Origin of the sequence: Variovorax defluvii (genome assembly GCF_039541515.1) — a bacterium.
GTDB lineage: Bacteria > Pseudomonadota > Gammaproteobacteria > Burkholderiales > Burkholderiaceae_C > Variovorax > Variovorax defluvii.
On the sequence record NZ_BAABGJ010000008.1, the window covers coordinates 1 to 23,461 of the forward strand.

A 23,461-nucleotide genomic window follows, 5' to 3' on the forward strand; every position below is an offset into this window, starting at 1 on the left:
TTTCTTTGGTTACTTTCTTTGGCGAGACAAAGAAAGTAACTCGCCCGCCGGGGCGAATTCCCGGCTCCTGCGCCAAACACCCAACAAGGCAAAAACAAAGCCCCGCGTGGCCAATCCCACCCTCCCGACCAACAACAAATACAGCGCCAAAACAAAGGCCCAGAGCCCTCCCCCCCACCCTCCCCCAGAGCGAGAGAAAGCAAGACCGACCAGAGGTCAGACCATGAGTCGCACGCCCGCTCCGAAAGCGAGAAGCACCGCAGTCGAAGCGACCCCGGTGCTTCTGAAAATCCAAGACCTGGCCAAACGCTACGCCGACAGCACCGTCTTCGAGCAAGTCTCGCTCACCATCGCGCCTGGCGAGTTCGTCGCCATCGTTGGCGAATCGGGCGTGGGCAAGTCCACGCTGCTCAACTGCATGGCCGGCCTGGACCACTGGGACGACGGCAGCGTCGTGCATGGAACCATCGACATAGGAGCCCTCGACGCCGAGGCGCGCGCCCTCTGGCGGCGCCGCAACGTGGGCTTCGTGTTCCAGGCCTTCCACGTGCTGCCGCACCTCGACGTGAACCAGAACGTCGCGCTGCCCCTCATGCTGCTGAAGCAATCCGACCCGGCGCGCGTCGCGCACATGCTGGAGGTCGTCGGCCTCGCCGGCCTGGGTGGCCGCCTGCCGCAGCAGCTCAGCGGCGGCCAGCTCCAGCGCGTGGCGATCGCACGTGCGCTGGTGCACCGGCCCGCACTGCTGCTGGCCGACGAGCCCACCGGCAACCTCGACCCGGGCACCGCGACGAAAGTGATGGACGTGCTGTTCGCGCAGACGCGCGAGCATGGCGCTTCGCTGGTGCTGGTGACGCATTCGGAAGCGGCCGCGGCGCGGGCCGACCGGGTGCTTCACCTGAGTGCGGGCGGCATCCTGCCGGGCTGAAGCGCTTCGCTGCCCGGCGGGGTTCAGCGGCGCCGTCGAAGGACTGCGGCCCACACGCCGCGCCCCGGCACAAACCCCTAGTGCCACCATCCGCCGATCCTCGTACTCTGTATACAGAGTTCAGACTTAAGCCCACCGCCCGATGCCCGCCCAGCTGGTCCAGATCGCCGCCGCGCCCGACCTCGTCGACCAGGTCTACCGCGCCCTGCTCGATGCCATCAGCAACGGCTCGCTCGCACCCGGCGAGCGCATCACGCAGGAAGACCTCGCGCGGCGCCTGGCCGTATCGCGCCAGCCGGTGCTGCAGGCGCTGCGCCTCCTCAAGAAAGACGGCTTCGTGCTCGACGCGCCCGGCCGCGGCCTGCTGGTCGCGCCGCTGGACGTCGAATGGACGCGCCAGCTCTACCAGGTGCGCGGCGCGCTGGAGGTGCTGGCGGCCCGGCTGGCGGCTGCACAGCGCGCGCCGATCGACCGAAGGCTCATCGAGCGCGGCCGCCGCGCCGCACGCGGGCGCAGCGTGGAAGCCATGATCGAAGCCGACGTCGCCTTCCACCACGCGATCTACGCCGCGTCGGGCAACCCGCTGATCGCGCAGGGTGCCGGCCAACACTGGGTCCACCTGCGCCGCGCGATGGGCGCGGTGCTGCAATCCGTGCCGCAGCGCGAGTCGCTGTGGGACGAGCACGAGGCGATCGCCGCGGCCATCGGCGCCGGCGACGTCGAACGCGCCGCGCAACTCAGCGAGGCGCATTGCACCCGCGCGGGCGAGACGCTGAGCATGCGCCTCGCCGAGCGCCTTTCCAGCCCCGGAGACCACGCATGAAACTCACTCCCGCGCAGCGCGCCCAGTTCGAGCGCGACGGCTACCTCTTCTTCCCCGGACACTTCTCCCCCGAGGAGACGAAAGTACTGACCGACGCGGTGCCCGCACTCTACAGCCGGCGCGAGGCCTTCAACGTGCGCGAGAAGGGATCGGACGCGGTGCGCACCAATTTCGCGGCCCACCTGATCAGCGAGCCCTTCGCGCGCCTGGCCCGCCACCCGCGCATGGTGGAGCCGGTGATGGACCTCTTCGGCGAGGCGGTCTACATGCACCAGTTCAAGATCAACGGCAAGATGGCTTTCGAAGGCGACGTCTGGCAATGGCACCAGGACTACGGCACCTGGCTCAACGACGACCTGATGCCCACCGAGCGCGCCATGAACGTCGCCATCTTCCTGGACGATGTGAGCGAGTTCAACGGGCCGCTGATGTTCATTCCCGGCAGCCACGTGAAAGGCGTGGTCGAGGCCAGGCATGACCTCACGACCACCAGCTACCCGCTCTGGACCGTCGACAACGACCTCATCGCCCAACTGGTGCAGCGCGCCGGCGGCAAGCACGGCGGCATCGTCTCGCCCAAGGGCCCGGCCGGTTCGATGATCCTGTTTCACAGCTGCCTGGTGCATGCCTCGGGCAGCAACCTCTCGCCGTTCAACCGGGTGGCGGTGTACCTGAGCCTGTGCGCGGTCAGCAACCACATCCGGCGCTTCAAGCGGCCGGAGTACATCGCGCACCGAGACTTCACGCCGATCGAGCTGCTGCCGGACGACTGCCTGCTCGAGGCCTATCCGGTCGAGACGCCTTGGAAGGACGGGCTGCCCGACAGCGCCCTGCGCACCTCGCTCGAACGCATCGACACGGTGGCCGCCTGATGAGCCTGCACCAGAAACTCCAGCAGCGCGCCGCCGAAGGCAAGCCGGTGCGCATCGGCCTGATCGGCGCCGGCAAGTTCGGCGCCATGTACCTGGCGCAGATCCCGCGCACGCCCGGCGTGCAGCTGGTCGCCATCGCCGACCTCTCGCCGGAGGCCGCGCGCACCAACCTCGAACGCGTGGGCTGGCCACGGGAACGCGCCGCGGCCCGCTCGGTGCAGGAGGCCCTGCTGCAGGGCACGACCTGGATCACCGAGGACTGGCAGGCTGTCACGCGCGAGGCCGCCATCGACATCGTGGTCGAATGCACCGGCAACCCCGTGGCCGCGGTGGAGCACTGCCTCGACGCCTTCGCGCACGGCAAGCACGTGGTCAACGTCACGGTGGAGGCCGATGCCTTCTGCGGCCCGCTGCTGGCCCGCCGCGCGCAGCAGGCCGGCCTGCTCTATTCGCTGGCCTTCGGCGACCAGCCGGCGCTGATCTGCGACCTGGTCGACTGGGCCCGCACCTGCGGCTTCCCGGTGGTGGCGGCCGGTCGCGGCCACAAGTGGCTGCCGCACTTCAGCGAATCGACGCCAGAGACCGTGTGGGGCCACTACGGCCTCACCCCCGAGCAGGCGAAGCGCGGCGGCCTCAACCCGAAGATGTTCAACAGCTTCCTGGACGGCTCCAAGCCCTCCATCGAAAGCGCAGCGGTGGCCAACGCGACGGGGCTCGGCGTGCCTTCGGACGGCCTGCTCTATCCGCCCGCCAGCGTGGAGGACATCCCCTTCGTCACCCGCCCGAAGAGCGAAGGCGGCGTGCTGGAACGCAAGGGCATGGTGGAGGTGGTGTCCTCGCTCGAAGCCGACGGCCGCCGCATCCCCTACGACATCCGCATGGGCGTGTGGGTCACGGTCGAGGCGGAGACCGAGTACATCAAGAACTGCTTCGAGGAATACAACGCGCACACCGATCCCAGCGGACGCTACTTCACGCTCTACAAGCGCTGGCACCTGATCGGCCTGGAGGTCGGCATGTCGGTCGCCAGCGTGGCGCTGCGCGGCGAAGCCACCGGCGTGGCCACCGGCTGGAACGCCGACGTGGTCGCCACCGCCAAGCGCGACCTCGCGCCCGGCGAGATGCTGGACGGCGAAGGCGGCTACACCGTGTGGGGCAAGCTGCTGCCCGCCGAGCGCTCGCTGCGCATGGGCGGCCTGCCGCTCGGACTCGCGCACAACGTGAAGGTGGTGCGGCCGGTGAAGAAAGGCCAGAGCCTGAGCTGGGCCGACGTGGCAATGGACACCACCACGCCCGCGTACACGCTGCGCAGCGAGATGGAATCGATGTTCGCGCCGACGCGGCAACAGGCGGCCTGATCAGCGTGCGAGGCACTGCAACGCACCTGCTGGCCCACCTCGGCGCGGAGGTGATCAAGATCGAATCGCCGGAGGGCGACGAAGCGCGGCGCTTCGGCCCCTTCCTGGCAGGCGAGAGCGTGTACTTCTCGCTCATCAACCGCAACGAGAAGAGCATGGTGCTGAACCTGCCCGATGCGCGCGCGCAGGCCATCGTGGCGGAACTCGCGGCCATGGCCGACGTGGCATGAAGGCCATTGCGACGATGACGGCCGTCGAGCTGCGGCGCGCACTGGCACAACGCGAACTGAGCGCCGAGGCCGCCGCACGCGCCGCGCTCGAACGCATCGCCGAGCGCGAGCCGCAGATCCATGCCTGGCAATACGTCGACGCCGACGGCGCGTTGGCCACGGCCCGCGCACTCGACGCGCGCGGCGTGCCCGGCCTGCTCGGCGGCGTCCCCTTGGGCGTGAAGGACATCATCGCGACGGCCGACCTGCCGACGTGCTACGGCTCCCCGATCTACGCAGGCTTCCGTCCCACGGCCGACGCGCACTGCGTCACCCTGGCACGCCAGGCCGGCGCGGTGGTGATGGGCAAGACCGTGACCACCGAGTTCGCCTATTTCCAACCCGGGCCCACCGCCAATCCGCGCAACCCGGCGCACACGCCGGGCGGATCGTCCAGCGGTTCGGCCGCCGCGGTGGCCGACGGCATGGTGCCGATCGCCTTCGGCACGCAGACTGCAGGCTCGCTGATCCGCCCGGCCTCTTACTGCGGCGTGTTCGCGCTCAAGCCGAGCTACGGCATGGTGCGCCTGGAGGGCATCAAGCCGTTCTCGCCTTCGCTCGACACGCTGGGCTGGCTGGCGCGCAGTGCGGATGACCTGGAGCTGATGCGATGCGCGATGGCCGGCGTCGGCTTCGAGCCGCTGCAGCCTGCGCCGCCGCGCGCGCTGCGGCTGGGCATCTGCCGCACGCACGAATGGCCGGCCGCAGATGCCGGTGGCGTCGCTGCCTTCGAGCAAGGCGTGAAGCTGGCCGGTGCGGCGGGGGCGGACTTGCGCGATGTCGCCCTTCCCGCGTCGGCCGCAGGCTGGCTGAACGCCCAGAAGACCGTGATGGCGTGGGAAGCGGCGCGCCAGCTCGACGCCGAATGGCGCGCGCATCCGCAGCAGCTCAGTGCCGCCTTGCATGCCTTGCTGGACACGGGCCGCCACACCCCCGAAGCCGACCATCGCCGCGCGCTGTCGCTGGCGCAGGACGGCTCCCGCGCCGTGCAGTCCTTGATGCACGGCCTCGATGCATTGCTCGTGCCCGCCGCCCCGGGCGAAGCACCGGCCGGCCTGTCCGCCACCGGCGACCCGGTCTTCAGCCGCGTCTGGACGCTGCTCGGCCTGCCCTGCGTCAACGTGCCGGGGCTGCACGGCCCGCAGGGCTTGCCGATCGGGCTGCAACTGGTGGGGCACCCGGGGCAGGAACGCGCACTCCTGGCCGCGGCCGCGGCCCTTCATCCTCTCCTGAGGGACGCGCCATGAAACAAAAGCCGGCCCCGCGATGCGGGCCCGGCTTCGATCTGCGCCGAGGCGCAGAGGCAAAAGGCCGATCAGAGGCCGGCTTGGCGCGTGAAAGACACGCTGGGCTTCTTGTAGGCGGCCGGCACTTCATCGCGGAAGAAGGCACGGCGGTCCAGGCTTTGCAGCGGGTCGTGGGCCTTGGCAACGGCCTCGGCACGGACCTTGGCGCGGTCGGCGGTCGAGACGACGGTCTGCACGCCGGCGTTGGCGACATCGCTGTAGGCGTTGCCGTTGCGCGCAGCGGCAACCGCCTGGTTTGCCACCTCGGCACGGGCGGCGCCGTGGGTCAGCGGGTGGACGCCGTCATAGGTCTCGGCATGCGCGCCGGCCACGGCCAGCAGGGACAGCGCAGCGGCAGCGATGAATTTGGTGTTGTTCATGATTGATCTCCTAGGGATGCTGAAACGACGCGAACGGGTTCGTGGCCCGTTCGCCCGGGTTCGCTCATGGCCAGCCCGTGAAAGAAGTATGTCGAGATCTCCAGGTGGAAACCCTGGCCATTTGGAATCGCGGTGTCACCGATCTGGAAACAATCGGGGGCCTTGCTTTTTCTCCGTCCGCAACCAAGCGCCGGTGACATGCTTTGCCGGCTGTCATGGGCCATGAGCGATCGTGCTCGACATCTGCTCCAGGGGCACGCCCGGTGAATGGCCGCATAGGGCGATGACGTCGCTGCACGGCTGAATGGACGATGCCGGGCATCGCGCCCACCCGTACCTCAGAGCTTCGACTCGGTGCGCGCAGAATCGCCCTTCGATGCGCGCCCTCCTCCTGACCTTTTCCTGGCAAGAACTCCGCCACCACCCCTGGCGCAGCGCCGCCGCCGTGCTGGCCGTGATGCTGGGCGTGGCGCTGGCTTTCTCGGTCCACCTGATCAATGCCTCGGCGCTCGACGAATTTTCGAGCGCAGTCCGCTCGGTCAACGGCCAGCCCGACCTGGAACTGCGCGCCGCGCAGGGCAGCTTCGACGAGGCGGTGTTCGGCCACGTCGCGCGCCTGCCGCAGGTCCAGCTTGCCAGCCCGGTGCTCGAATCGCAGGTGCAGGCCCTCGCGCCAGGCGGGCGCCGGCTGCCCTTGCGCCTGGTCGGCGCCGATGCGCTGGTGCTGCCCACGATCGCCCCTGCGCTGATGCCCAAGCCGGCCGACGATGCCGGACGCCTCGCCTTGCTCGCCCCCGACACCGTGTTCCTCAACGCGGCCGCGCGCAGCGCGCTCGGCGAAGGCGCGACGCAACTGACCCTGCGCATCGGGGCCGGCACGCGCGAATTGCGCATCGCCGGCCAGGTCGCGGCCGGCGGCGCGGCGCTGGCGGTGATGGACATCGGCGCCGCGCAGGACCTGCTCGGCCGCACCGGCCAGCTCAGCCGCATCGACCTGAGGCTCGCGCCGGGCACCGACCGCGCCGCCTTCATGCGCACGCTGCGCGGCACGCCCGGCTGGCCGGCGAACCTCCAGATCGCCGAGCCCGGCGATGCAGCGGAACGCGTGAGCAACCTCTCGCGCGCTTATCGCGTGAACCTGACCGTGCTCGCGCTCGTGGCCTTGTTCACAGGTGCCTTCCTCGTGTTCTCGGTGCTGGCGTTGAGCGTGGCCAAGCGCGCGCAGCAGTTCGCGCTGCTGGGCGTGCTGGGCCTCACGCCGCGCGAACGCCTGCGCCTGGTGCTGGCCGAGTCGCTGGCGCTGGGCCTCATCGGCAGCGTGCTGGGCCTGGCGCTGGGCACGGCCCTGGCCGCCTTCGCACTCCGGGTGCTGGGCGGCGACCTCGGCGGGGGGTACTTCGAAGGCGTCGCGCCGACTTTGCATTGGCGCTGGGCGCCGGCCGGTCTTTACGGCGGCCTGGGTCTTCTGGCCGCGGCCGTGGGCGGCTGGTGGCCGGCGCGCGCCGCGCAGTCGCTGCCGGAAGCGCAGACGCTCAAGGGCCTGGGCAGCGACCATGCGAAGGGCGGCGCGCCTCGCATCGCGCTGCTGTTGATCATGGCCGGCGCCGCCCTGGCGACCGCTCCGGCGGTGTTCGGCATTCCGGTGGCCGCGTATCTGTCGGTGGGCTTCCTGCTGGTGGGCGGCATCGCGGCACTGCCGGGCCTGATCGCGCTGCTCTACGACCGGCTCGCGCCGTTCTTCGCGCAGCGCGTGCTGCCGATGCTGGCGATCGAGCGCGCGCGCCGCATGCGCGCCACCGCGGCGGTGGCCGTCAGCGGCGTGGTCGCGAGCCTGAGCCTGGCCGTCGCACTCACCGTGATGGTGGCGAGCTTTCGCGAATCGGTGACGCGCTGGCTCGACGTGGTGCTGCCGGCCGATCTGTACCTGCGCGGCACGTCCAGCGGCGGCGCCGGATCGCTGGGCGGCGAGCAGGCCGCCTTCACCCCGGCCTTCGTGCAAGCCGTGGGGGCCCTGCCCGGCGTCGCGCGCACGGGCACACTGCGCACGCGCGCGCTGCTGCTCGACCCGTCGCGGCCCTCGGTCACGCTGATCTCGCGCAGCCTGGACGACGATGCCTCGCGCGCGCTGCCGCTGCTCGGTGCCGCACTGGCGCCGCCGGCGGGAGCGATCCCCGTCTACGTGAGCGAGGCCATGGTCGAGCTCTACGGCGCGAAGCCCGGCACGGACTTCGCGCCGCTGGCCCGCGCCTTCGACGGCCGCGGCCGCTTCTTCGTGGCCGGCGTGTGGCGCGACTACGTGCGGCAGTTCGGCGCCATCACCATCGATGCGCGCGACTTCGAGCGCCTCACCGGCGACCGCAGCGTGAGCGACGTGGCCGTGTGGCTGGCGCCGGGCGCGGCCGAGGCCCAGGTGCAGCAGTCCCTGCGCGCGCTGGCGGAGCGCGAACTGGGCCCGGGCGAGCCCATCGAGATGGCCTCCGTCGGCCAGCTGCGCGCAACCTCGCTGCGCATCTTCGACCGCAGCTTCGCCGTCACCTACTGGCTGCAGGCGGTGGCGATCGGCATCGGGCTGTTCGGCATCGCGGCCAGCTTCAGCGCGCAGGTGCTGGCGCGCCGAAAGGAGTTCGGGCTGCTGGCGCACCTGGGCTTCACCCGCACCCAGGTGCTGGCGGTGGTGGCCGGCGAAGGCGCAGCGTGGACTGCGATCGGCGCGGCGGCCGGTCTGGGCCTCGGCCTCGCGGTGGCCGTCGTGCTCGTGCACGTGGTCAACCCGCAGAGCTTCCACTGGAGCATGGATCTGCTGGTGCCCTGGCTGCGCCTGGCCGGGCTGTGCGCCGCGGTGGTGGCGGCCGGCACCCTCACCGCCTGGCTGGCGGGCCGCGCGGCGGCCTCGCGCGATGCGGTGCTGGCGGTCAAGGAAGACTGGTGAAGAAGACTGGAGACAATGCGGCCATGAAAGCCGCCCCTTCCGTCTGCGCCCGCTGGCTCGACAGCGCGATCCGCCGCATCGAGGCCGACTACCAGCGCAGCGCCGACACGCACCTGATCCCGCTGCCCCTGCCGCAGTTCGCCGCGCACGGCATCGACCTGTACCTCAAGGACGAATCCACCCACCCCACCGGCAGCCTCAAGCACCGGCTGGCGCGCTCGCTCTTTCTCTACGCGCTGTGCAACGGCTGGGTCGGCGAGGGCACGACCATCGTCGAGGCCTCCAGCGGCTCCACCGCGGTGAGCGAGGCCTACTTCGCCCGCCTGCTGGGCCTGCCCTTCATCGCCGTGATGCCGAGGAGCACCTCGCCGGAGAAGATCGCGCAGATCGGCTTCTACGGCGGCCGCTGCCACTTCGTGGACCACGCGGCCCAGGTCTACGCCGAAGCCCGGGCGCTGGCAGGCCGCGAGGGCGGCCACTACATGGACCAGTTCACCTATGCCGAGCGCGCCACCGACTGGCGCGGCAACAACAACATCGCCGAGAGCATGTTCCAGCAGATGGCGCGCGAGCGGCATCCGGTGCCGGCGTGGATCGTGGTGGGCGCGGGCACCGGCGGCACCAGCGCGACCATCGGCCGCTACCTGCGCTATCGCTGCCACGACACGCGCGTCTGCGTGGCCGATCCCGAGGGCTCGGTGTTCGCCGCGTACCACGCGAGCGGCGATGCGACGCTGACGGCGCCGGGCTCGCGCATCGAAGGCATCGGCCGCCCGCGCGTGGAGCCCAGCTTCATCCCCTCGCTGGTGGACCGCATGATCGAGGTGCCCAACACCGATTCGGTGGCCGCGATGCATGCGCTGTCGACGCTGCTGGGCCGCAAGGTGGGCCCCTCCACCGGCACCAACTTCATCGGCATGCTGGCACTCGCAGCCGAGATGCGCGCGCAAGGCCGGCAAGGCTCCATCCTCTCGCTGCTGTGCGATGCCGGCGAGCGCTACCTGCCGACCTACCACGACCCCGACTGGGTGGCCCGGAACTTCGGCGACTGCAGCGCCGCGGCCCAGCGCGTGCAGGACGCGCTCGCGGCGTGACGATGCGACGGCGCGCCCTGTTCGCCCTCCCCTGGCTGGCGCTGCCCGCCGCCTGGGCCCTGCCGCCGCGCACGCTGCAGTTCCCGCGCGACTACGGCAGCCATCCCGAGCTGCGCACCGAGTGGTGGTACGTCACCGGCCATGCAGAAGCCGGCGAACGCGCCTTCGGCTTCCAGCTCACCTTCTTCCGCTCGCGGGTAGACGAGACCCAGTCCCTGCGCTCGGCCTTCGCCGCGAGGCAGCTGGTCTTCGCCCATGCCGCCATCACCGACCTGCAGGGCCGCAAGCTCTGGCACGACCAGCGCATCGCGCGCGCCGGCTTCGGCATCGCGTCGGCGAGCGAGGAAGACACTGCGCTGCGCCTGCGCGACTGGACCTTGCAGCGCGAGAACGGCAGCTACGTCGCGAGTCTGCCCGCCGAGGGCTTCGGCATCGCGCTGCGCTTCACGCCCACGCAGCCCGTGCTGCTCCAGGGCCAGGCGGGCCTGTCGCGCAAGGGCCCCGAGCCGGAGCAGGCCAGCTACTACTACAGCGAGCCGCAGCTCGACGCGCGCGGCCGGCTCAGCCTGCAGGGCCGGGCCTTCGAGGTGCGCGGCCGCGCGTGGCTGGACCACGAGTGGAGCGAAGCGCTGCTGCATCCCGAGGCCGTGGGCTGGGACTGGATCGGCATGAACCTCGACGATGGCGGCGCCCTCACCGCCTTCCGGCTGCGCCGCCGCGACGGCTCGGCCCTGTGGTTCGGCGGTTCGATGCGCAGCGCGGACGGACACTTGCGTACCTTCGCCCACGATGCGATGCGCTTCGAAGGTACACAGCCCTGGACCAGCCCCCGCACCCGCGCCACCTACCCCATGCGCTGGCGCATCGACACACCGGCCGGCCGCTTCACGGTGCAGGCGCTGCTCGACGACCAGGAGCTCGACAGCCGCGGCTCGACCGGCGGCGTCTACTGGGAAGGCGTGAGCGACCTGCTGGATGCCGAAGGCCGGCGCATCGGCCGCGGTTACCTGGAGATGACCGGCTACGCGCAGCCGCTGAAACTTTGATGCGCGATGCGCATCCTTCACCATCCGATGATGCTATTTCGCCTTGCTTCGAGCACGCTGCTTGTGTCGTGCTGCCTCTTGATCAGCCCTTCCCATGCCCAGACGGCTTTACGCCCGAGCTGGGGCGCCATTGCGGCCCTGCAGGGATGGTACGGCTACGCGTACGACCAGCCCACCCGCGATGCGGCGGAGAACGCCGCACGCGCCCGTTGCGAGCGCGCCGCGGGCCGCGCGGGTGCCTGCGTGGTGCGCGCATCTTTCGACCGCGCCTGCGCTGCGCTGGCCACGGGCAACTACGGCGAGTGGGGCACCGCGATCGCCCCCACGTCCGACGATGCCGGCCAGGCCGCGGCGAAGCAATGCGAAAGCCACCTGCCGACCGAGCCCTGCAAGGTGGTCGTCAGCGTGTGTTCGCGCTGAGGCGTGGTGTTGCCGTCACGTTCCAACGATGCAAAGCGATCCAGCTCGTGATCTATGAGCAACAGCCAGCGGCTGTGCAACTGCCATAGAACATATATTCACGGCGCGCCGGATCGCCGACGGCCTCAAGCCTTCTTCCGCCCGCGCCGCGCCTGCGCCTGCGACGCGAGGTGCGCCACCAGCAGCCGGGCCGCCGGCGACAGCTGCCGCTCGTCCTGAAAGCAGATCGCGAAGCCGCGGCGCGCCCAGCGGTCCGTGAGCGGCAGCACCCGCAGCCCGTACGCCTGCGCCATCGGCTGCGCCACCTCCTGCGGCACCACCGCGATGCCGAGCTGCGCGCGCACGCAGCGCAGGCTGGCGTCGAAGGTGGTAACCACCGCCCGGTAGCTCAGCGGCCGGCCGGCGATCGCGGCCGCGCGCCCGAGCATGGTATGCACCGCCGTGCTGGCCGGCAGGCCGACGTGGTCGAAATCCAGTGTCTGCTCGAAGCGGCAGCGCTTCTGCTTCGCCAGCGGATGCGCCGGGTGCGCGACGATCGCCAACTGGTCGTTGCGGTAGGGCCGCGTCTGAAGGCCTTCCAGGTCGGCCGCGTCCCAGCACACGCCGACCGGCGCCAGGCCTTCGCGCACGCCGCGCACCAGGTCGCGGCTCAGGGCCTCCTCGATGTCGACGCGGATGTCGCGGTGCGCGGGCAACTGCAGGAAGTCGGCGATGTCGTCCGGCAGGTACTCGGCGATCGAGGACACGCTCGCCAGCACTCGCACCTGCCCCTTGATGCCCTGGCCGTAGGCCGCCATGTCGCGGGCCACCCGGTCCTGCCCGGCCAGCATCGCGCGGGCGTGCTCCAGCAGGATCTCGCCGGCGCCGGTCGGCACCACGCCGCGGCGCTTGCGCTCCACCAAGCGGTTGCCGACCACCCCTTCGAGCTGCGCGATGCGCTTGCTGATGGCCGAGGGGACGATGTGGTGCTGCTCGGCGGCGCGGGCGATGTTGCGCGTCTCGCAGACGGCGACGAAGAGGCGCAGGGTGGTCAGGTCGAGGTCGTGCATCGTGGCTTTCCGGAATGGAACGTCAGGCGTGGCAGATTAACGCTTCAGGCGTGGCTCGGGAATGCCTAAAGTTCACCCGTCGGCGCGATGGCCCCTGCGCACGCGCCCTTCGATGGAGACAAGGACATGACAGCCCGCCCCGCCCGCCTGCCTGCGAACGCCGTGATCCGCGAGGTCGGGCTGCGCGACGGCTTGCAGAGCATCGCCACCATCCTCGACACCGCGCACAAGCGCGAATGGATTTGCGCCGCGCACGCGGCCGGCCAGCGCGAGATCGAGGTCGGCTCCTTCGTGCCGGCCCGCCTGCTGCCGCAGTTGGCCGACACGGCCGAGCTGGTGGACTTCGCCAAGACCCTGCCGGGTCTCTTCGTCTCGGTTCTGGTGCCCAACCTGCGCGGCGGCGAGAGCGCCATCGGCGCCGGCGCCGACCTGATGATCGTGCCGCTCTCCGCCAGCCACGCCCACAGCCTGGCCAACCTGCGCAAGACGCCCGACGAGGTGGTGGCCGAGGTGGCGCGCATCCGCGCGGCCCGCGATGCGGCCGGGTCGAAGACGCTGATCGAGGGCGGCGTCGGCACCGCTTTCGGCTGCACCCTTCAGGGCCAGGTTGCGAAGAGCGAGGTGCTGCGCCTCATGCAGGCCCTGCTCGACGCCGGCGCCGACCGGGTGAGCCTGGCCGACACCGTGGGCTACGCCGATCCGGCGATGGTGCGCGATCTTTTCGAGGACGCGTTGCGGATCGCCGGCGAGCGGTTCTGGTGCGGCCACTTCCATGACACGCGCGGCCTGGGCCTGGCCAACGTCTACGCAGCGCTGGAGGTCGGCGTGCATCGATTCGACGCCTGCCTCGCCGGCATCGGCGGGTGTCCGCATGCGCCTGGCGCGAGCGGCAACGTCTCGACCGAAGACCTGGCCTACATGCTGGGCAGCATGGGCATTGCCACCGGCGTGGACATCGATGCGCTGCTCGCCCTGCGTGAGCGCGTCGCCGGCTGGCTGTGCGGCGAGACGCTGCACGGCTCGCTGTGGCAGGCCGGGCTGCCCAAGACCTTCGCGCGCGCAGGCGCGCTTTCCAACTGACCGGACGCCACGCATGAACGGACAAGACAACCCCCTCTCCCTCGCCGGCATCCGCGTCGTCGAGTTCACCCACATGGTGATGGGCCCCACCTGCGGCATGATCCTGGCCGACCTCGGTGCCGAGGTCATCAAGATCGAGCCGCCCGGCGGCGACAAGACGCGCAAGCTGCCAGGCCTGGGCATCGGCTTCTTCCGCAGCTTCAACCGCAACAAGAAGAGCGTCGTGCTCGACATCAACACCGAGGAAGGCCGCGCCACCGCGACCGAGCTGATCGGCGAGTGCGACGTGGTGCTGGAGAACTTCCGCCCCGGCCTGATGAAGAAGCTCGGCCTCGGCTACGACACGCTGTCGCGGCGCTACCCGAAGCTGATCTACGTCACGCACAAGGGCTTCCTGCCCGGTCCCTACGAAAAGCGCCTGGCCCTCGACGAAGTGGTGCAGATGATGGGCGGCCTGTCGTACATGACAGGTCCGGTCGGCCGGCCGCTGCGTGCCGGCACCTCGGTCAACGACATCATGGGCGGCATGTTCGGTGCCATCGGCGTGCTGGCCGCGCTGCGCGAGCGCGATGCGACCGGCCGCGGCCAGGAGGTGCAAAGCGCCCTCTTCGAGAACTGCGTCTTCCTGTCCTCGCAGCACATGCAGCAGTACCTGATGACCGGCGAACCCCCGCCGCCCATGCCCTCGCGCGTGTCCGCCTGGAGCGTGTACGACGTGTTCACGCTGGCGGAGGGCGAACAGCTCTTCATCGGCGCCGTGAGCGACAAGCAGTTCGAGACCCTGTGCCGCGTGCTGGAGCGCACCGACCTGCTCGATCGCCCCGAGTTCGCCGACAACGCCGCGCGCGTGGCGGTGCGTCCGCAACTGCTCGCGACGCTGGGCGAGATCCTGCTTCGACATCGCGCCGGCGAACTCTCGCTCCAGCTGGAAGCCGCGGGCATCCCCTACGCGCCGATCATGCGGCCCGAGCAACTGGTGGAGGACCCGCACCTCAAGGCCAGCGGCGGCCTGGTGCCGATGACCACCGATGACGGCGGCCAGACCGAGGTGGTGCTGCTGCCCCTGCTGATGGGTGGGCGACGCCCGGGCGTGCGATCGCCGCTGCCCAAAGCCGGGGAGCACACCGAGGAGATCCTGTCGCGGCTGCCCTCGCGGCAGGCGGCCTGACATCCTGTGAATTCACAACGATCGGAGACAACGTCATGAACCATCGCACGAACCTTTGCACGAAGCTCTGCATCTCCCGCCGCGGCCTGCTGGGCCTCGGCGCCTGCGCATTCGCCGCCACCGCGCTGCCTTCCTTCGCGCAGTCCGACAAGCCTGTGCGCATCGTGCTGCCCATCAGCGCCGGCTCGGGCGTGGACACCATCGCCCGAGCCGCCGCCCCCACGCTGGGCAAGACACTGGGCCAGCCGGTGGTGATCGAGAACCTGCCGGGCGCCGGCGGCATCACCGGCGCCTCCGCCGTCGCCAAGGCCGCGCCGGACGGATTCACGCTGGGCCTGTTCTCCAACAACCACGTGATCAATCCGGCGGTCTACAAGAAGATGCCCTTCGATGCGATCGCCGACTTCACGCCCATCAGCGTGATCGGCGCGACGCCGCTGGTGCTGGTGGCAGGCAAGGGCATGCCCGCGAAGAACGTGAAGGAGCTGGTGGCGCTGCTCAAGGCCAGGCCGGACGACTACAACTACGCCTCTTCCGGCAACGGCACCATCATCCACCTGGCTGGCGAGCTTTTCCTGGAGCAGGCCGCGGTGAAGGCGCGCCACATTCCCTACAAGGGCACCGGCCCCATGGTGACGGACCTGATCGCGGGCCAGGTGCAGTTCGGCGTGGTCGCGCTGCCGGCCATCCAGCAGCACATCAAGAGCGGCGCGGTCACCGCCATCGGCCTGTGCGGCGCCAGGCGCTCGCCCGCGGCGCCGGACATTCCCACCATCGCCGAGCAGGGCCTGCCCGACTACGAGGTGGAGGGCTGGTTCGCGGTGGTCGGGCCGGCGAAGATGCAGGCGGCCGAGGTCGCGCGCATCCACGACGCCTTCGTGAAGGCCTTCCAGAGCCCCGAAGTGGCCGAGGCCATGGGCAAGCAGGGCAACGTGATCAGGCCCACCTCGCCGGAGGAGGCCGCGAAGTTCTTCAGGAGTGAGGCGGGGCGCTATGCGGCTTTGGCGCGAAAGGCCAACGTGACGCTGGATTGACGCAGGAGGCTGCGCGGCGTCGCGCGCACGCGCCCGTGATAAGGTGCCCGGCCATCTGCCCAGGCCCCGAATGACCCCGACCGAGCGTGCGACGCCGAAACCGCCCAACCTGAGCGCCGGCATCGCGCTGGTCCTGCTGACCGCCTGCATGTTCGCGGGCAGCGACGCCACCATCAAGTACCTCGGCGGCTCGATTCCGGTGCTGGTCCTGCTGTGGGTGCGCTACATGTTCCAGACCGCCAGCCTGGCCGCCTGGCACTGCGTGCGGGGCGGAACGCTGCGCATCCGCAGCCGGGCGCCCGCGCTGCAGTGCATCCGCGGCATCCTGCTGCTGTGCAACTCCACGGCAGCGTTCTATGGCGTCCAGCACATTCCACTGGCCGAGTTCACGGCCCTGATGCTGCTGGCGCCCGTGGCCACCACGGTGCTGAGCGCACTCGTTCTCAAGGAGCACGTGTCGCCGGCACGCTGGGCGATGGTCGGCTTCGGCGTGGCCGGCATGCTCGCGGTGGTCCGGCCCGTGGGTGCCGGTGCGCTGGGCTGGGGCGCGCTGCTGCCGATCTCCAGTGCGCTGTGCTACGCGGCCTTTCAGTTGGTGACCCGCCGCATCGCCACCGCGGATGACCTGGTCGTCACGAACTTCCTGTCCGCGCTGCTCGTGACATCGGTTCTGGGCGTGGCATTGTGGGCGCTGCCGCTCGACATCGCGCCGGCGCTGGGCCGGGCCAGCGGCGCGCAATGGGCGTTGCTGTTCCTGATGGGCAGCTTCGCCACGTCGGGCCATGTCTGCATGGCCGCAGCCGTGCGCACCGCCCCGCTGTCGGTGCTGATGCCCTTCGCCTACGCGCAGATCGCCTTCGCCACGGCGATCGGCTGGCTGCTGTTCGGCCACGCGCCGGACGCGTGGGCGATCGTGGGCACGGGCCTCATCGGACTGGGCGGCATCGGCACCGTCTGGCTCAACGGCCGTGCCGCGGGCAGCCGCGCCTGATCACGTGCCGGACGCCGGACACAGTTGCCGGCCCCGTGGTGCTTCCGGGTGGATCCCGGCGGGGTTGAGCCAGGCTGCGCTTCGTCAAAAAAAAAGCTCCCCGGAGGGAGCCCGAAGAGCCGTTTCCAGCTCATGCCGGAAGGGAATCCCACACTGCCAAGAGGCAGCCGTCAAGAAAGCCGGCGGCGCGATTGTAGTGTGCAAATCTGCGGGCGAAGCGGCGCTGCGGGTGGCATGAAGCCTGCATGGCGCTCCTCGGGCACAATCCGGGACGTCGCCCTCCCGGGGGCTTTGAGAGGCCGATGCGATGAGGGCAGAAGCAATCCCGTCTCTTGCGCCAAGCCACCTGTCGATCCAGCCGATGGCGCTGCCCCCGTTGCCGGCTACGCCGCGAGCGAGCATCGCGATCATCTGCTTCAACTACGGCCGCTATCTGGGCGAATGCCTGGACAGTTGCCTCGCCCAGACCGTGCCCGCCGACGAGATCGTGGTGGTGAACGATGGCTCGACCGACGACACGGCCGAGGTGCTCGGGACCTATGCCGCGCGCCACCCGCAGGTGCGCGCGATCCACCAGCCCAACGGCGGCATCTGCGCCGCGACCCGCACCGCGCTGGCGGCCTGCTCGGGCGACGTGGTGCTGCTGCTCGATGCCGACGACACGATGGCGCCGCAGCGCATCGAGAAGGTGCTGGACGCACTGCGCCGGCGCGTGGACGGCCACCTGCCGGGCTGGGTCCACAACGCCATGCAGCGCTTCTCGGCCACGCAGCCCCACCTGGGCCTGGCGCCCTACTACCCCGGCGGCGTGGCGCCCGAGGGCTGGCTCGCGGCGCAGACGCTGCAGGCCGCGTCCTGCCCCGTGCTCGCGCTGACCTCGGGCCTGGCCTTCCGCCGCGAGGTGCTGGACGCCATCGGCCCGCTGGACAGCGACCGGCTGATGTACCAGGACCTGCAGCTGTGCACCGCCGCCGCCCTGCTCAGCCCTTGCGTCCACGTCGCCGAGCCCCTCACGCGCTACCGCGTGCACGGCGCCTCCGCGACCAAGGGCTCGATGGTGTCGGCGGCGCAGGTCCACGCGACGCGCGAGCGCGCCGTGCGCTTCGACACCTGGCTGCGCGCGCAGATCGAGCGCAGCCGGCCCGGCGCCTCGGTGCTGTGGCGGCCGCTGGACGACCAGGGCGGCCACCTGTGGCTGCGCTTCCTGGAGCGCTGGCTGTCCGGCAAAGGCAAGGACCTGGGCCTGCTGCTGCGCGTGCTGCGCCACCCGGACACCCGCAGCGGACCACGGCAGTACCGCCTCTACTACTACGGCAGCCTGCTGCTGCCGAGGCCGTTGTTCGTTTCGTACTCGCAGCTGATCTTCGGGGCCGGTCCGCTCAAGAAGGTGCTGCGCAAGCTGCTGCGGCGATCCTGAAGCGCCACACGAAGTGGGGGAGCCTGGGGGAGAGCGTCATTTCAAGCAAATACGGCCCGGAAATCGATGTCCTCGTCCGCCGGCATCTCCAGGCGCAGCGTGTTCTCCACGTGCGTGAGGTGCTCCACCATCAGCGCGCAGGCGCGCTCGGCGTCGCCCGCCTCCAGCGCGTCGACGATGTCGTGGTGCTCGTGGTGAGGGCAGGCCGGCATGCCCGGGGCGTCGTACAGCGCGATCACCAGGCAGGTGAGCGAGCACAGCTCGCGCAGGCACTTGTGCAGGTAAGGGTTCTGGCCCAGCTCGGCGATCAGCAGGTGGAACTGGCCTGACAGGCGGATCGTCGCGCGGCGGTCGTTGCGTTCGCGCGCCTCGCCCTCCATGGCGATGTTCTTGCGCAGGCGCGCGAGCTGCTCGCGCTTGAGCTCTCCGCTCAGGCCGCGCAGCAGCGCCGGCTCCAGCACGCGCCGCGCGTTGAACACCTGGCGCGCCTGCTCCACCGTGGGACTGGCGACGAAGGTGCCGCGATTGGGCTCCACCGTGAGGATGCCGTCGTGCGACAGCTTGGCCAGCGCCAGCCGGATCTTGGTGCGGCTCACGCCGAACACCTCGGCGAGCTTTTCTTCGACCAGCTTGGTGCCGGGCGGCAAGCGGTGCTCCCAGATGGCAAGGAGCACGCGCTCGCTGATCTCGTCGACCGAGGCACCGCCGACCGGCTCGGCGTCCTGATGCGCTGTCTTGGCCATCGTTCGATCTCCTATTGAATTCCAGTTTGCTCAGGATTGTATGGCGGTTCTGCGGCCAGTCATGGCCATTTCAGTGCAAGAGATGCCCCAGGAAGTAGCATCATTCAGCCCGGAACAGTGCTTGCGTCAGGGTAAACCAGCACCCGACGCCGAAGAACATAAATGATTTCACCGAAATACAAAATTCTTCTTGATTGCACATCGGATGTCGCCTATCGTTCGGCCAGCTTCAACGTCACGACCCCACCCACCCACACGGAGAAATGCGAATGCACGCCACATTGCCCCTGGGCGCCAGCAGCGCCGACGCCAGCGCCTCACCTTCTTCCACCAAGCGCGTGGCCGCGGCCAGCCTGGCCGGGACCACGCTGGAGTTTTACGACCACTTCATCTACGGCTCGGCCGCCGCGCTGGTGTTTCCGAAGTTGTTCTTCCCGCAGAGTGAGCCGCTGGTGGCAACGCTGCTGTCTTTCGCCAGCTACGGCGTCGCCTTCGTCGCGCGGCCGCTGGGTGCCGCGGTGTTCGGGCATTTCGGCGACAAGCTGGGGCGCAAGTCCATCCTCTTCATCACGCTCCTGATGATGGGCCTGGCCACCTTCCTGATCGGCTGCCTGCCCTCGTACGGGCAGGTCGGCATGCTCGCGCCGATCCTGCTGGTGGTGCTGCGCATCGTCCAGGGCCTCGCGCTGGGCGGCGAATGGGGCGGCGCGGCGATCATGGTCAACGAGCTCGACCCGGAGGGCAAGCGACGAGGACTGCTCGGCGCCGTGGTGCAGATCGCCGCGCCCATCGGCCTGCTGCTGGCCAACGGCGCCTTCGCGCTGGTCACCTGGCAGGTCTCCGAAGACGCGTTCATGTCCTGGGGCTGGCGCATTCCCTTCCTGCTCAGCGCCATCCTCGTCGGCGTGGGCCTGTACATCCGCATGAACGTGGCCGAGTCCAAGGTCTTCGAGAAGGACGCCAAGGGACACGAGGAGCACGCGCCCATCATGGAGGTGCTGCGCCACTACAAGCCGCAGCTGGCCATCGCCTTCTTCGCCCGGCTGGGCGGCGACATCGCCTTCTACGTGTTCACGCTCTTCCTGCTGTACTTCGTGCCGACCAAGCTGGGCCTGCCCAAGTCGGTCGCGCTGAACGCGGTGCTGCTCGGCGCGGTCGCACAGATGATCTTCATCCCGGTCGCGGGCTGGTTGTCGGACCGCATCGGCCGCCGGCCGGTGCTGATGATCGGCGGCATCGGCGGTGCGATCTGGGCCTTCGTGTTCATGCAGATGGTGCAGACCGGCAACCCGGCGTCCATCATCGCGGCATCCTTCGTCGGAATGGTGCTGGTGTCCTTCATGTTCTCGCCGCTGGCCTCCTTCCTGCCGGAGCTGTTCGCCACCAAGGTGCGGGTGACCGGGGCCTCGCTGGGCTTCCAGTTCGCCGGGGTCTTCGGCGGGGCGCTGGCACCGATCATCGCGACCGCACTCATTGCCAAGTACAACTCCGCCACGCCCGTGGCCATCTACCTGGCCATCGTCTGCGCGCTGATCGCCGTGGCTGCATTCGCCGCACGCGAGACCGCCCGCATCGACCTCAAGGACGCCGGAAGGTAAAAGCTCTCCCCCAGGCTGCCGCACTTCGTGTGTCCGCCAACCCCCTCACCGGGGGGGCGACACCCAGTTGCCGGGAAACTCAAAGGAACCAAAGTGAAAGACTTCGACACCGTCATCCGCAACGGCCTGATCGCCACCGCCGCCGAGACCATGTACGCCGACATCGGCATCCGCGGCGGCCGGGTGGTGGCGCTGGGGCAGGAACTGGCCCGCGGCCGCGACGAGATCGATGCCCGCGGAAAACTGGTGATGCCCGGCGGCGTCGATGCCCACTGCCATTTCGACCAGCCGATGGAAGACGGCCTGCGCATGGCGGACGACTTCCTCACCGGCACGCGCTCGGCGGCCTGCGGCGGCACCACCACCGTCATTCCCTTCGCGCAGCAGATCAAGGGCCAGTCGCTGCGCGCGGCGGTGGAGGACTACCACCGCCGCGCCGGCCGCAAGGCCTCGGTGGACTATGCCTTCCACATGATCGTGACGGACCCCACCCCCGAGGTGCTGCGCGAAGAGCTGCCGGCCCTGATCGCCGAGGGCTACAGCTCGTTCAAGATCTACATGACCTACGACGACATGAAGCTGGACGACCGCCAGATCCTGCGGACACTGGCGGTCGCGCGGCGGCACGGCGCCCTGGCGATGATCCACGCCGAGAATGCGGACTGCATCGCCTGGCTGACCGAGACGCTGGAGGAAGCGGGCCACACCGCGCCGGCCTACCACGCCACTTCGCGGCCGATGGCGATCGAGCGCGAGGCCACGCACCGCGCGATCACGCTGTCGGAACTGGTGGACGTGCCGATCCTGATCGTGCACGTGTCGGGCCGCGAGGCGATCGACCAGATCCGCTGGGCGCACGGCCGCGGCCTGCGCATCTACGCCGAGACCTGCCCGCAGTACCTCTTCCTGACTGCCGACAACCTGGGCGGGGGCTACGAGGGCGCCAAGTGCGTCTGCAGCCCGCCGCCGCGCGACCGGGCCAACCAGCGCGTGGTGTGGGAAGGGCTGTCGGACGGGCTCTTCACCCTCGTCTCGTCGGACCATGCGCCCTTCCGCTTCGACGGCCCGGAGGGCAAGAAGCCGGGCGGCAAGGAAGTGGGCTTCCGCCACATTCCCAACGGCATTCCGGGGGTGGAGACGCGGCTGCCGCTGCTCTTCTCCGAAGGGGTGCGCACGGGCCGCATCAGCCTCAACCAGTTCGTGAGCCTCACCTCCACCAACCCGGCGCGCCTGTACGGCCTGCACCCGCGCAAGGGCACCATCGCGATCGGCTCCGACGCGGACATCGCGATCTGGGACCCGGACAAGGAAGTGACCATCGAGAACGGCATGCTGCACCACGAGGTGGACTACACGCCCTACGAGGGCATGCAGGTCACCGGCTGGCCGGTGACGACGCTCGTGCGCGGCGAGCGCGTGTGGGACGGCGGACAGTTCTGCGCGCCGGCAGGGCATGGCGAGTTCCTGCCCTGCGGCAAGCCCGAGATGGCACGGCCCCGTCCGCAGGACACGGCGGGCGGCCACTACGTCGGCAACCTGCCGGACGCGCTCGCGAAGCTGTCGAAGGCGGGCGGCCATGCAGCCTGAAACGCTGAGCGCCACGCGCATCGCGGCCGAGGTGCGCAGCGGTGCGCTGGACCCGGCCGAGGTCCTCGCGGCCTTCCGCGGGCGCATCGAGGCCCGCAACGGCGAGCTCAACGCGGTGGTGGGCGACACGCCGGCCTCGCTCGCTGCCGACCTGGACCGGCTGCGCACGCGCATCGCGATGGGCGAGTCCCTTCCCCTGGCCGGCGTGCCGGTGCTGGTCAAGGACGTCATCTGGGTCGCGGGCCAGCGCGTGACGCAAGGCTCGCTGCTGTTCAAGGACTTCATCGCGCCACGCGATGCGCTGGCGGTCGAGCGGCTGCGCGCCGCGGGCGCCCTCGTCATCGGCATGGCGAACAGCTCGGAGTTCGCCTGCAAGGGGCTTACCACCAACAAGGTCTACGGCCTCACGCGCCATCCGATGAACCCTGCCCTGACGCCCGGCGGTTCCTCCGGCGGATGCGCCAGCGCGGTGGGCGCCGCCATGGCGCCGCTCGCGCTCGGCACCGATGGCGGCGGCTCCAGCCGGCGCCCGCCCGCGCACGTGGGCGTGGTGGGCTTCAAGCCCTCTTTCGGCGCGGTGCCCGACCCCTTCGGCTTTCCGCATGCCTTCATCGGCCTGCAGACGATGGCGCCGATCGCGCGCAACGTGGGCGATGCCGCGCTGATGTTCGAGGCCATGGCGGGCCCCGATGCGCGCGACCCCGCATCGCTGCTCCTGCCCGAGCCGGGGCCGGTGCGCCCTGCGCAACGGCTTCGCGTCGCCTTCAGCCCGCGCCTGGGCCTCCAAGTACCGGTCGACGAAGACGTGGCAGCGTGCATCGCCCGCGCCGTCGCGGCGCTGCGCCAGGCCGGGCTGGCGATCGAGCAGGCCGATCCCGCCTGGCCGGCCGACGCCAACGAGGACGCGCTGATGCCCCTGCAGCACACCGGCCTGGCCCATCTGTTCGGCGACGAATGGCGGCGCGACCCCGGCCGCTTCGATCCCGACGTCGCGCGCCAGATCGAACGCGGGCTGCAATGGTCCGGTGCCGAAGTCGCCCGCGCGCGCGCCGCGGGCGCCACCATCGCATCGACTTTGGCCGATTTCCTTTCGCGCCACGACCTGCTGCTGTGCCCCACCACGCCGTGCGTGGCCTGGCCGGCCGATCGGCTCGGGCCTTCGCACATCGGCGGCCGCGCGGTAGAACCGCGGGCGCATGCCGTCTTCACGCCCTTCGTCAATCATGCGATGGCGGCGGCCATCTCCATCCCCTGCGGCAGCGGACGCGACGGCCTGCCCGTCGGCCTGCAGCTGATCGCCGCGCGCGGGCGGGACCGGCAGTTGCTCGCCGCCGCCGAAGGCATCGAAACCCTGCTCGCAGAGGCGGGCTGCACCGCTTAGCCCTTCGT

21 protein-coding genes are annotated in these 23,461 nt (G+C 70.2%); 18 read left to right on the forward strand and 3 right to left on the reverse strand.

Going from position 1 to position 23,461, the window contains the following annotated elements; genetic code table 11:
• Positions 1 to 223 precede the first annotated feature (223 nt).
• The 6 genes from ABEA07_RS03845 to ABEA07_RS03870 all read left to right on the forward strand — a co-directional run bounded on the left by ABEA07_RS03845 (position 224) and on the right by ABEA07_RS03870 (position 5,497).
• A complete protein-coding gene (locus ABEA07_RS03845; RefSeq protein WP_425584072.1) occupies positions 224 to 928 on the forward strand; it encodes an ABC transporter ATP-binding protein in 705 nt (234 codons plus the stop codon).
• A 142-nt stretch (positions 929 to 1,070) separates the two neighbouring features.
• Positions 1,071 to 1,751 carry a GntR family transcriptional regulator gene (locus ABEA07_RS03850; RefSeq protein WP_345536000.1) on the forward strand — a complete coding sequence of 227 codons (681 nt, stop codon included), beginning with the start codon at positions 1,071 to 1,073 and terminating at the stop codon, positions 1,749 to 1,751.
• A complete protein-coding gene (locus ABEA07_RS03855; RefSeq protein ID WP_345536001.1) occupies positions 1,748 to 2,623 on the forward strand; it encodes a phytanoyl-CoA dioxygenase family protein in 876 nt (291 codons plus the stop codon). Before ABEA07_RS03850 ends, ABEA07_RS03855 begins: the two co-directional genes overlap by 4 nt.
• The gene (locus ABEA07_RS03860) at positions 2,623 to 3,981 is read left to right on the forward strand and encodes an NAD(P)H-dependent oxidoreductase (RefSeq protein WP_345536002.1); all 1,359 of its coding nucleotides are present in this window, start codon (positions 2,623 to 2,625) and stop codon (positions 3,979 to 3,981) included. Before ABEA07_RS03855 ends, ABEA07_RS03860 begins: the two co-directional genes overlap by 1 nt.
• A 5-nt stretch (positions 3,982 to 3,986) precedes the next feature.
• Complete coding sequence (locus ABEA07_RS03865; protein ID WP_345536003.1) at positions 3,987 to 4,211, forward strand: CoA transferase; 225 nt, start codon at positions 3,987 to 3,989, stop codon at positions 4,209 to 4,211.
• A complete protein-coding gene (locus tag ABEA07_RS03870) occupies positions 4,208 to 5,497 on the forward strand; it encodes an amidase (RefSeq protein WP_345536004.1) in 1,290 nt (429 codons plus the stop codon). Before ABEA07_RS03865 ends, ABEA07_RS03870 begins: the two co-directional genes overlap by 4 nt.
• Positions 5,498 to 5,565: 68 nt before the next feature.
• Here the strand turns inward: ABEA07_RS03870 and ABEA07_RS03875 are convergent, their stop codons facing one another.
• Complete coding sequence (locus tag ABEA07_RS03875; RefSeq protein ID WP_345536005.1) at positions 5,566 to 5,916, reverse strand: alpha/beta hydrolase; 351 nt, start codon at positions 5,914 to 5,916, stop codon at positions 5,566 to 5,568.
• Between the two features lie 376 nt (positions 5,917 to 6,292).
• Between ABEA07_RS03875 and ABEA07_RS03880 the strand changes: the two genes are divergently transcribed.
• The 4 genes from ABEA07_RS03880 (at position 6,293) to ABEA07_RS03895 (ending at position 11,405) form a co-directional block, all read left to right on the forward strand.
• Positions 6,293 to 8,845, forward strand: a complete 2,553-nt coding sequence (locus tag ABEA07_RS03880) for an ABC transporter permease (protein WP_345536006.1) — start codon at positions 6,293 to 6,295, stop codon at positions 8,843 to 8,845.
• A 23-nt stretch (positions 8,846 to 8,868) separates the two neighbouring features.
• Complete coding sequence (locus ABEA07_RS03885; RefSeq protein WP_345536007.1) at positions 8,869 to 9,939, forward strand: PLP-dependent cysteine synthase family protein; 1,071 nt, start codon at positions 8,869 to 8,871, stop codon at positions 9,937 to 9,939.
• 2 nt (positions 9,940 to 9,941) lie between these two features.
• Positions 9,942 to 10,985, forward strand: a complete 1,044-nt coding sequence (locus tag ABEA07_RS03890; RefSeq protein WP_345536291.1) for a lipocalin-like domain-containing protein — start codon at positions 9,942 to 9,944, stop codon at positions 10,983 to 10,985.
• A 78-nt stretch (positions 10,986 to 11,063) separates the two neighbouring features.
• Positions 11,064 to 11,405, forward strand: coding sequence for a DUF4189 domain-containing protein (locus ABEA07_RS03895; RefSeq protein WP_345536008.1), 342 nt, complete (start codon positions 11,064 to 11,066; stop codon positions 11,403 to 11,405).
• A 125-nt stretch (positions 11,406 to 11,530) separates the two neighbouring features.
• On the opposite strand, the gene ABEA07_RS03900 is transcribed toward ABEA07_RS03895, so the two are convergent.
• Positions 11,531 to 12,454 (reverse strand): LysR family transcriptional regulator, encoded by a 924-nt coding sequence (locus ABEA07_RS03900; protein WP_345536009.1) that lies wholly within the window; start codon positions 12,452 to 12,454, stop codon positions 11,531 to 11,533.
• Positions 12,455 to 12,580: 126 nt separating this feature from the next.
• Here ABEA07_RS03900 and ABEA07_RS03905 point away from each other — a divergent pair, with 126 nt between their 5' ends.
• The 5 genes from ABEA07_RS03905 to ABEA07_RS03925 all read left to right on the forward strand — a co-directional run bounded on the left by ABEA07_RS03905 (position 12,581) and on the right by ABEA07_RS03925 (position 18,144).
• A complete protein-coding gene (locus tag ABEA07_RS03905) occupies positions 12,581 to 13,534 on the forward strand; it encodes a hydroxymethylglutaryl-CoA lyase (protein WP_345536011.1) in 954 nt (317 codons plus the stop codon).
• A 13-nt stretch (positions 13,535 to 13,547) separates the two neighbouring features.
• Entirely contained in the window at positions 13,548 to 14,702 is a 1,155-nt protein-coding gene (locus ABEA07_RS03910) for a CaiB/BaiF CoA transferase family protein (RefSeq protein WP_345536012.1), read from the forward strand.
• 35 nt (positions 14,703 to 14,737) lie between these two features.
• Positions 14,738 to 15,736: a Bug family tripartite tricarboxylate transporter substrate binding protein gene (locus ABEA07_RS03915; protein ID WP_345536013.1), complete on the forward strand. Its 999-nt coding sequence runs from the start codon at positions 14,738 to 14,740 to the stop codon at positions 15,734 to 15,736.
• A 70-nt stretch (positions 15,737 to 15,806) separates the two neighbouring features.
• Positions 15,807 to 16,727 (forward strand): DMT family transporter, encoded by a 921-nt coding sequence (locus ABEA07_RS03920; RefSeq protein WP_345536014.1) that lies wholly within the window; start codon positions 15,807 to 15,809, stop codon positions 16,725 to 16,727.
• Positions 16,728 to 17,088: 361 nt separating this feature from the next.
• Complete coding sequence (locus tag ABEA07_RS03925) at positions 17,089 to 18,144, forward strand: glycosyltransferase family 2 protein (RefSeq protein ID WP_345536016.1); 1,056 nt, start codon at positions 17,089 to 17,091, stop codon at positions 18,142 to 18,144.
• 41 nt (positions 18,145 to 18,185) lie between these two features.
• Here ABEA07_RS03925 and ABEA07_RS03930 read toward each other — a convergent pair whose 3' ends face one another.
• Complete coding sequence (locus ABEA07_RS03930) at positions 18,186 to 18,887, reverse strand: GntR family transcriptional regulator (protein WP_345536017.1); 702 nt, start codon at positions 18,885 to 18,887, stop codon at positions 18,186 to 18,188.
• A 269-nt stretch (positions 18,888 to 19,156) separates the two neighbouring features.
• On the opposite strand from ABEA07_RS03930, the gene ABEA07_RS03935 reads away from it, so the two are divergent.
• The 3 genes from ABEA07_RS03935 (at position 19,157) to ABEA07_RS03945 (ending at position 23,453) form a co-directional block, all read left to right on the forward strand.
• Entirely contained in the window at positions 19,157 to 20,485 is a 1,329-nt protein-coding gene (locus ABEA07_RS03935; RefSeq protein ID WP_345536019.1) for an MFS transporter, read from the forward strand.
• A gap of 93 nt (positions 20,486 to 20,578) precedes the next feature.
• Complete coding sequence (gene hydA / locus ABEA07_RS03940; RefSeq protein WP_345536020.1) at positions 20,579 to 22,072, forward strand: dihydropyrimidinase; 1,494 nt, start codon at positions 20,579 to 20,581, stop codon at positions 22,070 to 22,072.
• Positions 22,062 to 23,453, forward strand: coding sequence for an amidase (locus ABEA07_RS03945; RefSeq protein ID WP_345536021.1), 1,392 nt, complete (start codon positions 22,062 to 22,064; stop codon positions 23,451 to 23,453). Before hydA ends, ABEA07_RS03945 begins: the two co-directional genes overlap by 11 nt.
• Positions 23,454 to 23,461 lie beyond the last annotated feature (8 nt).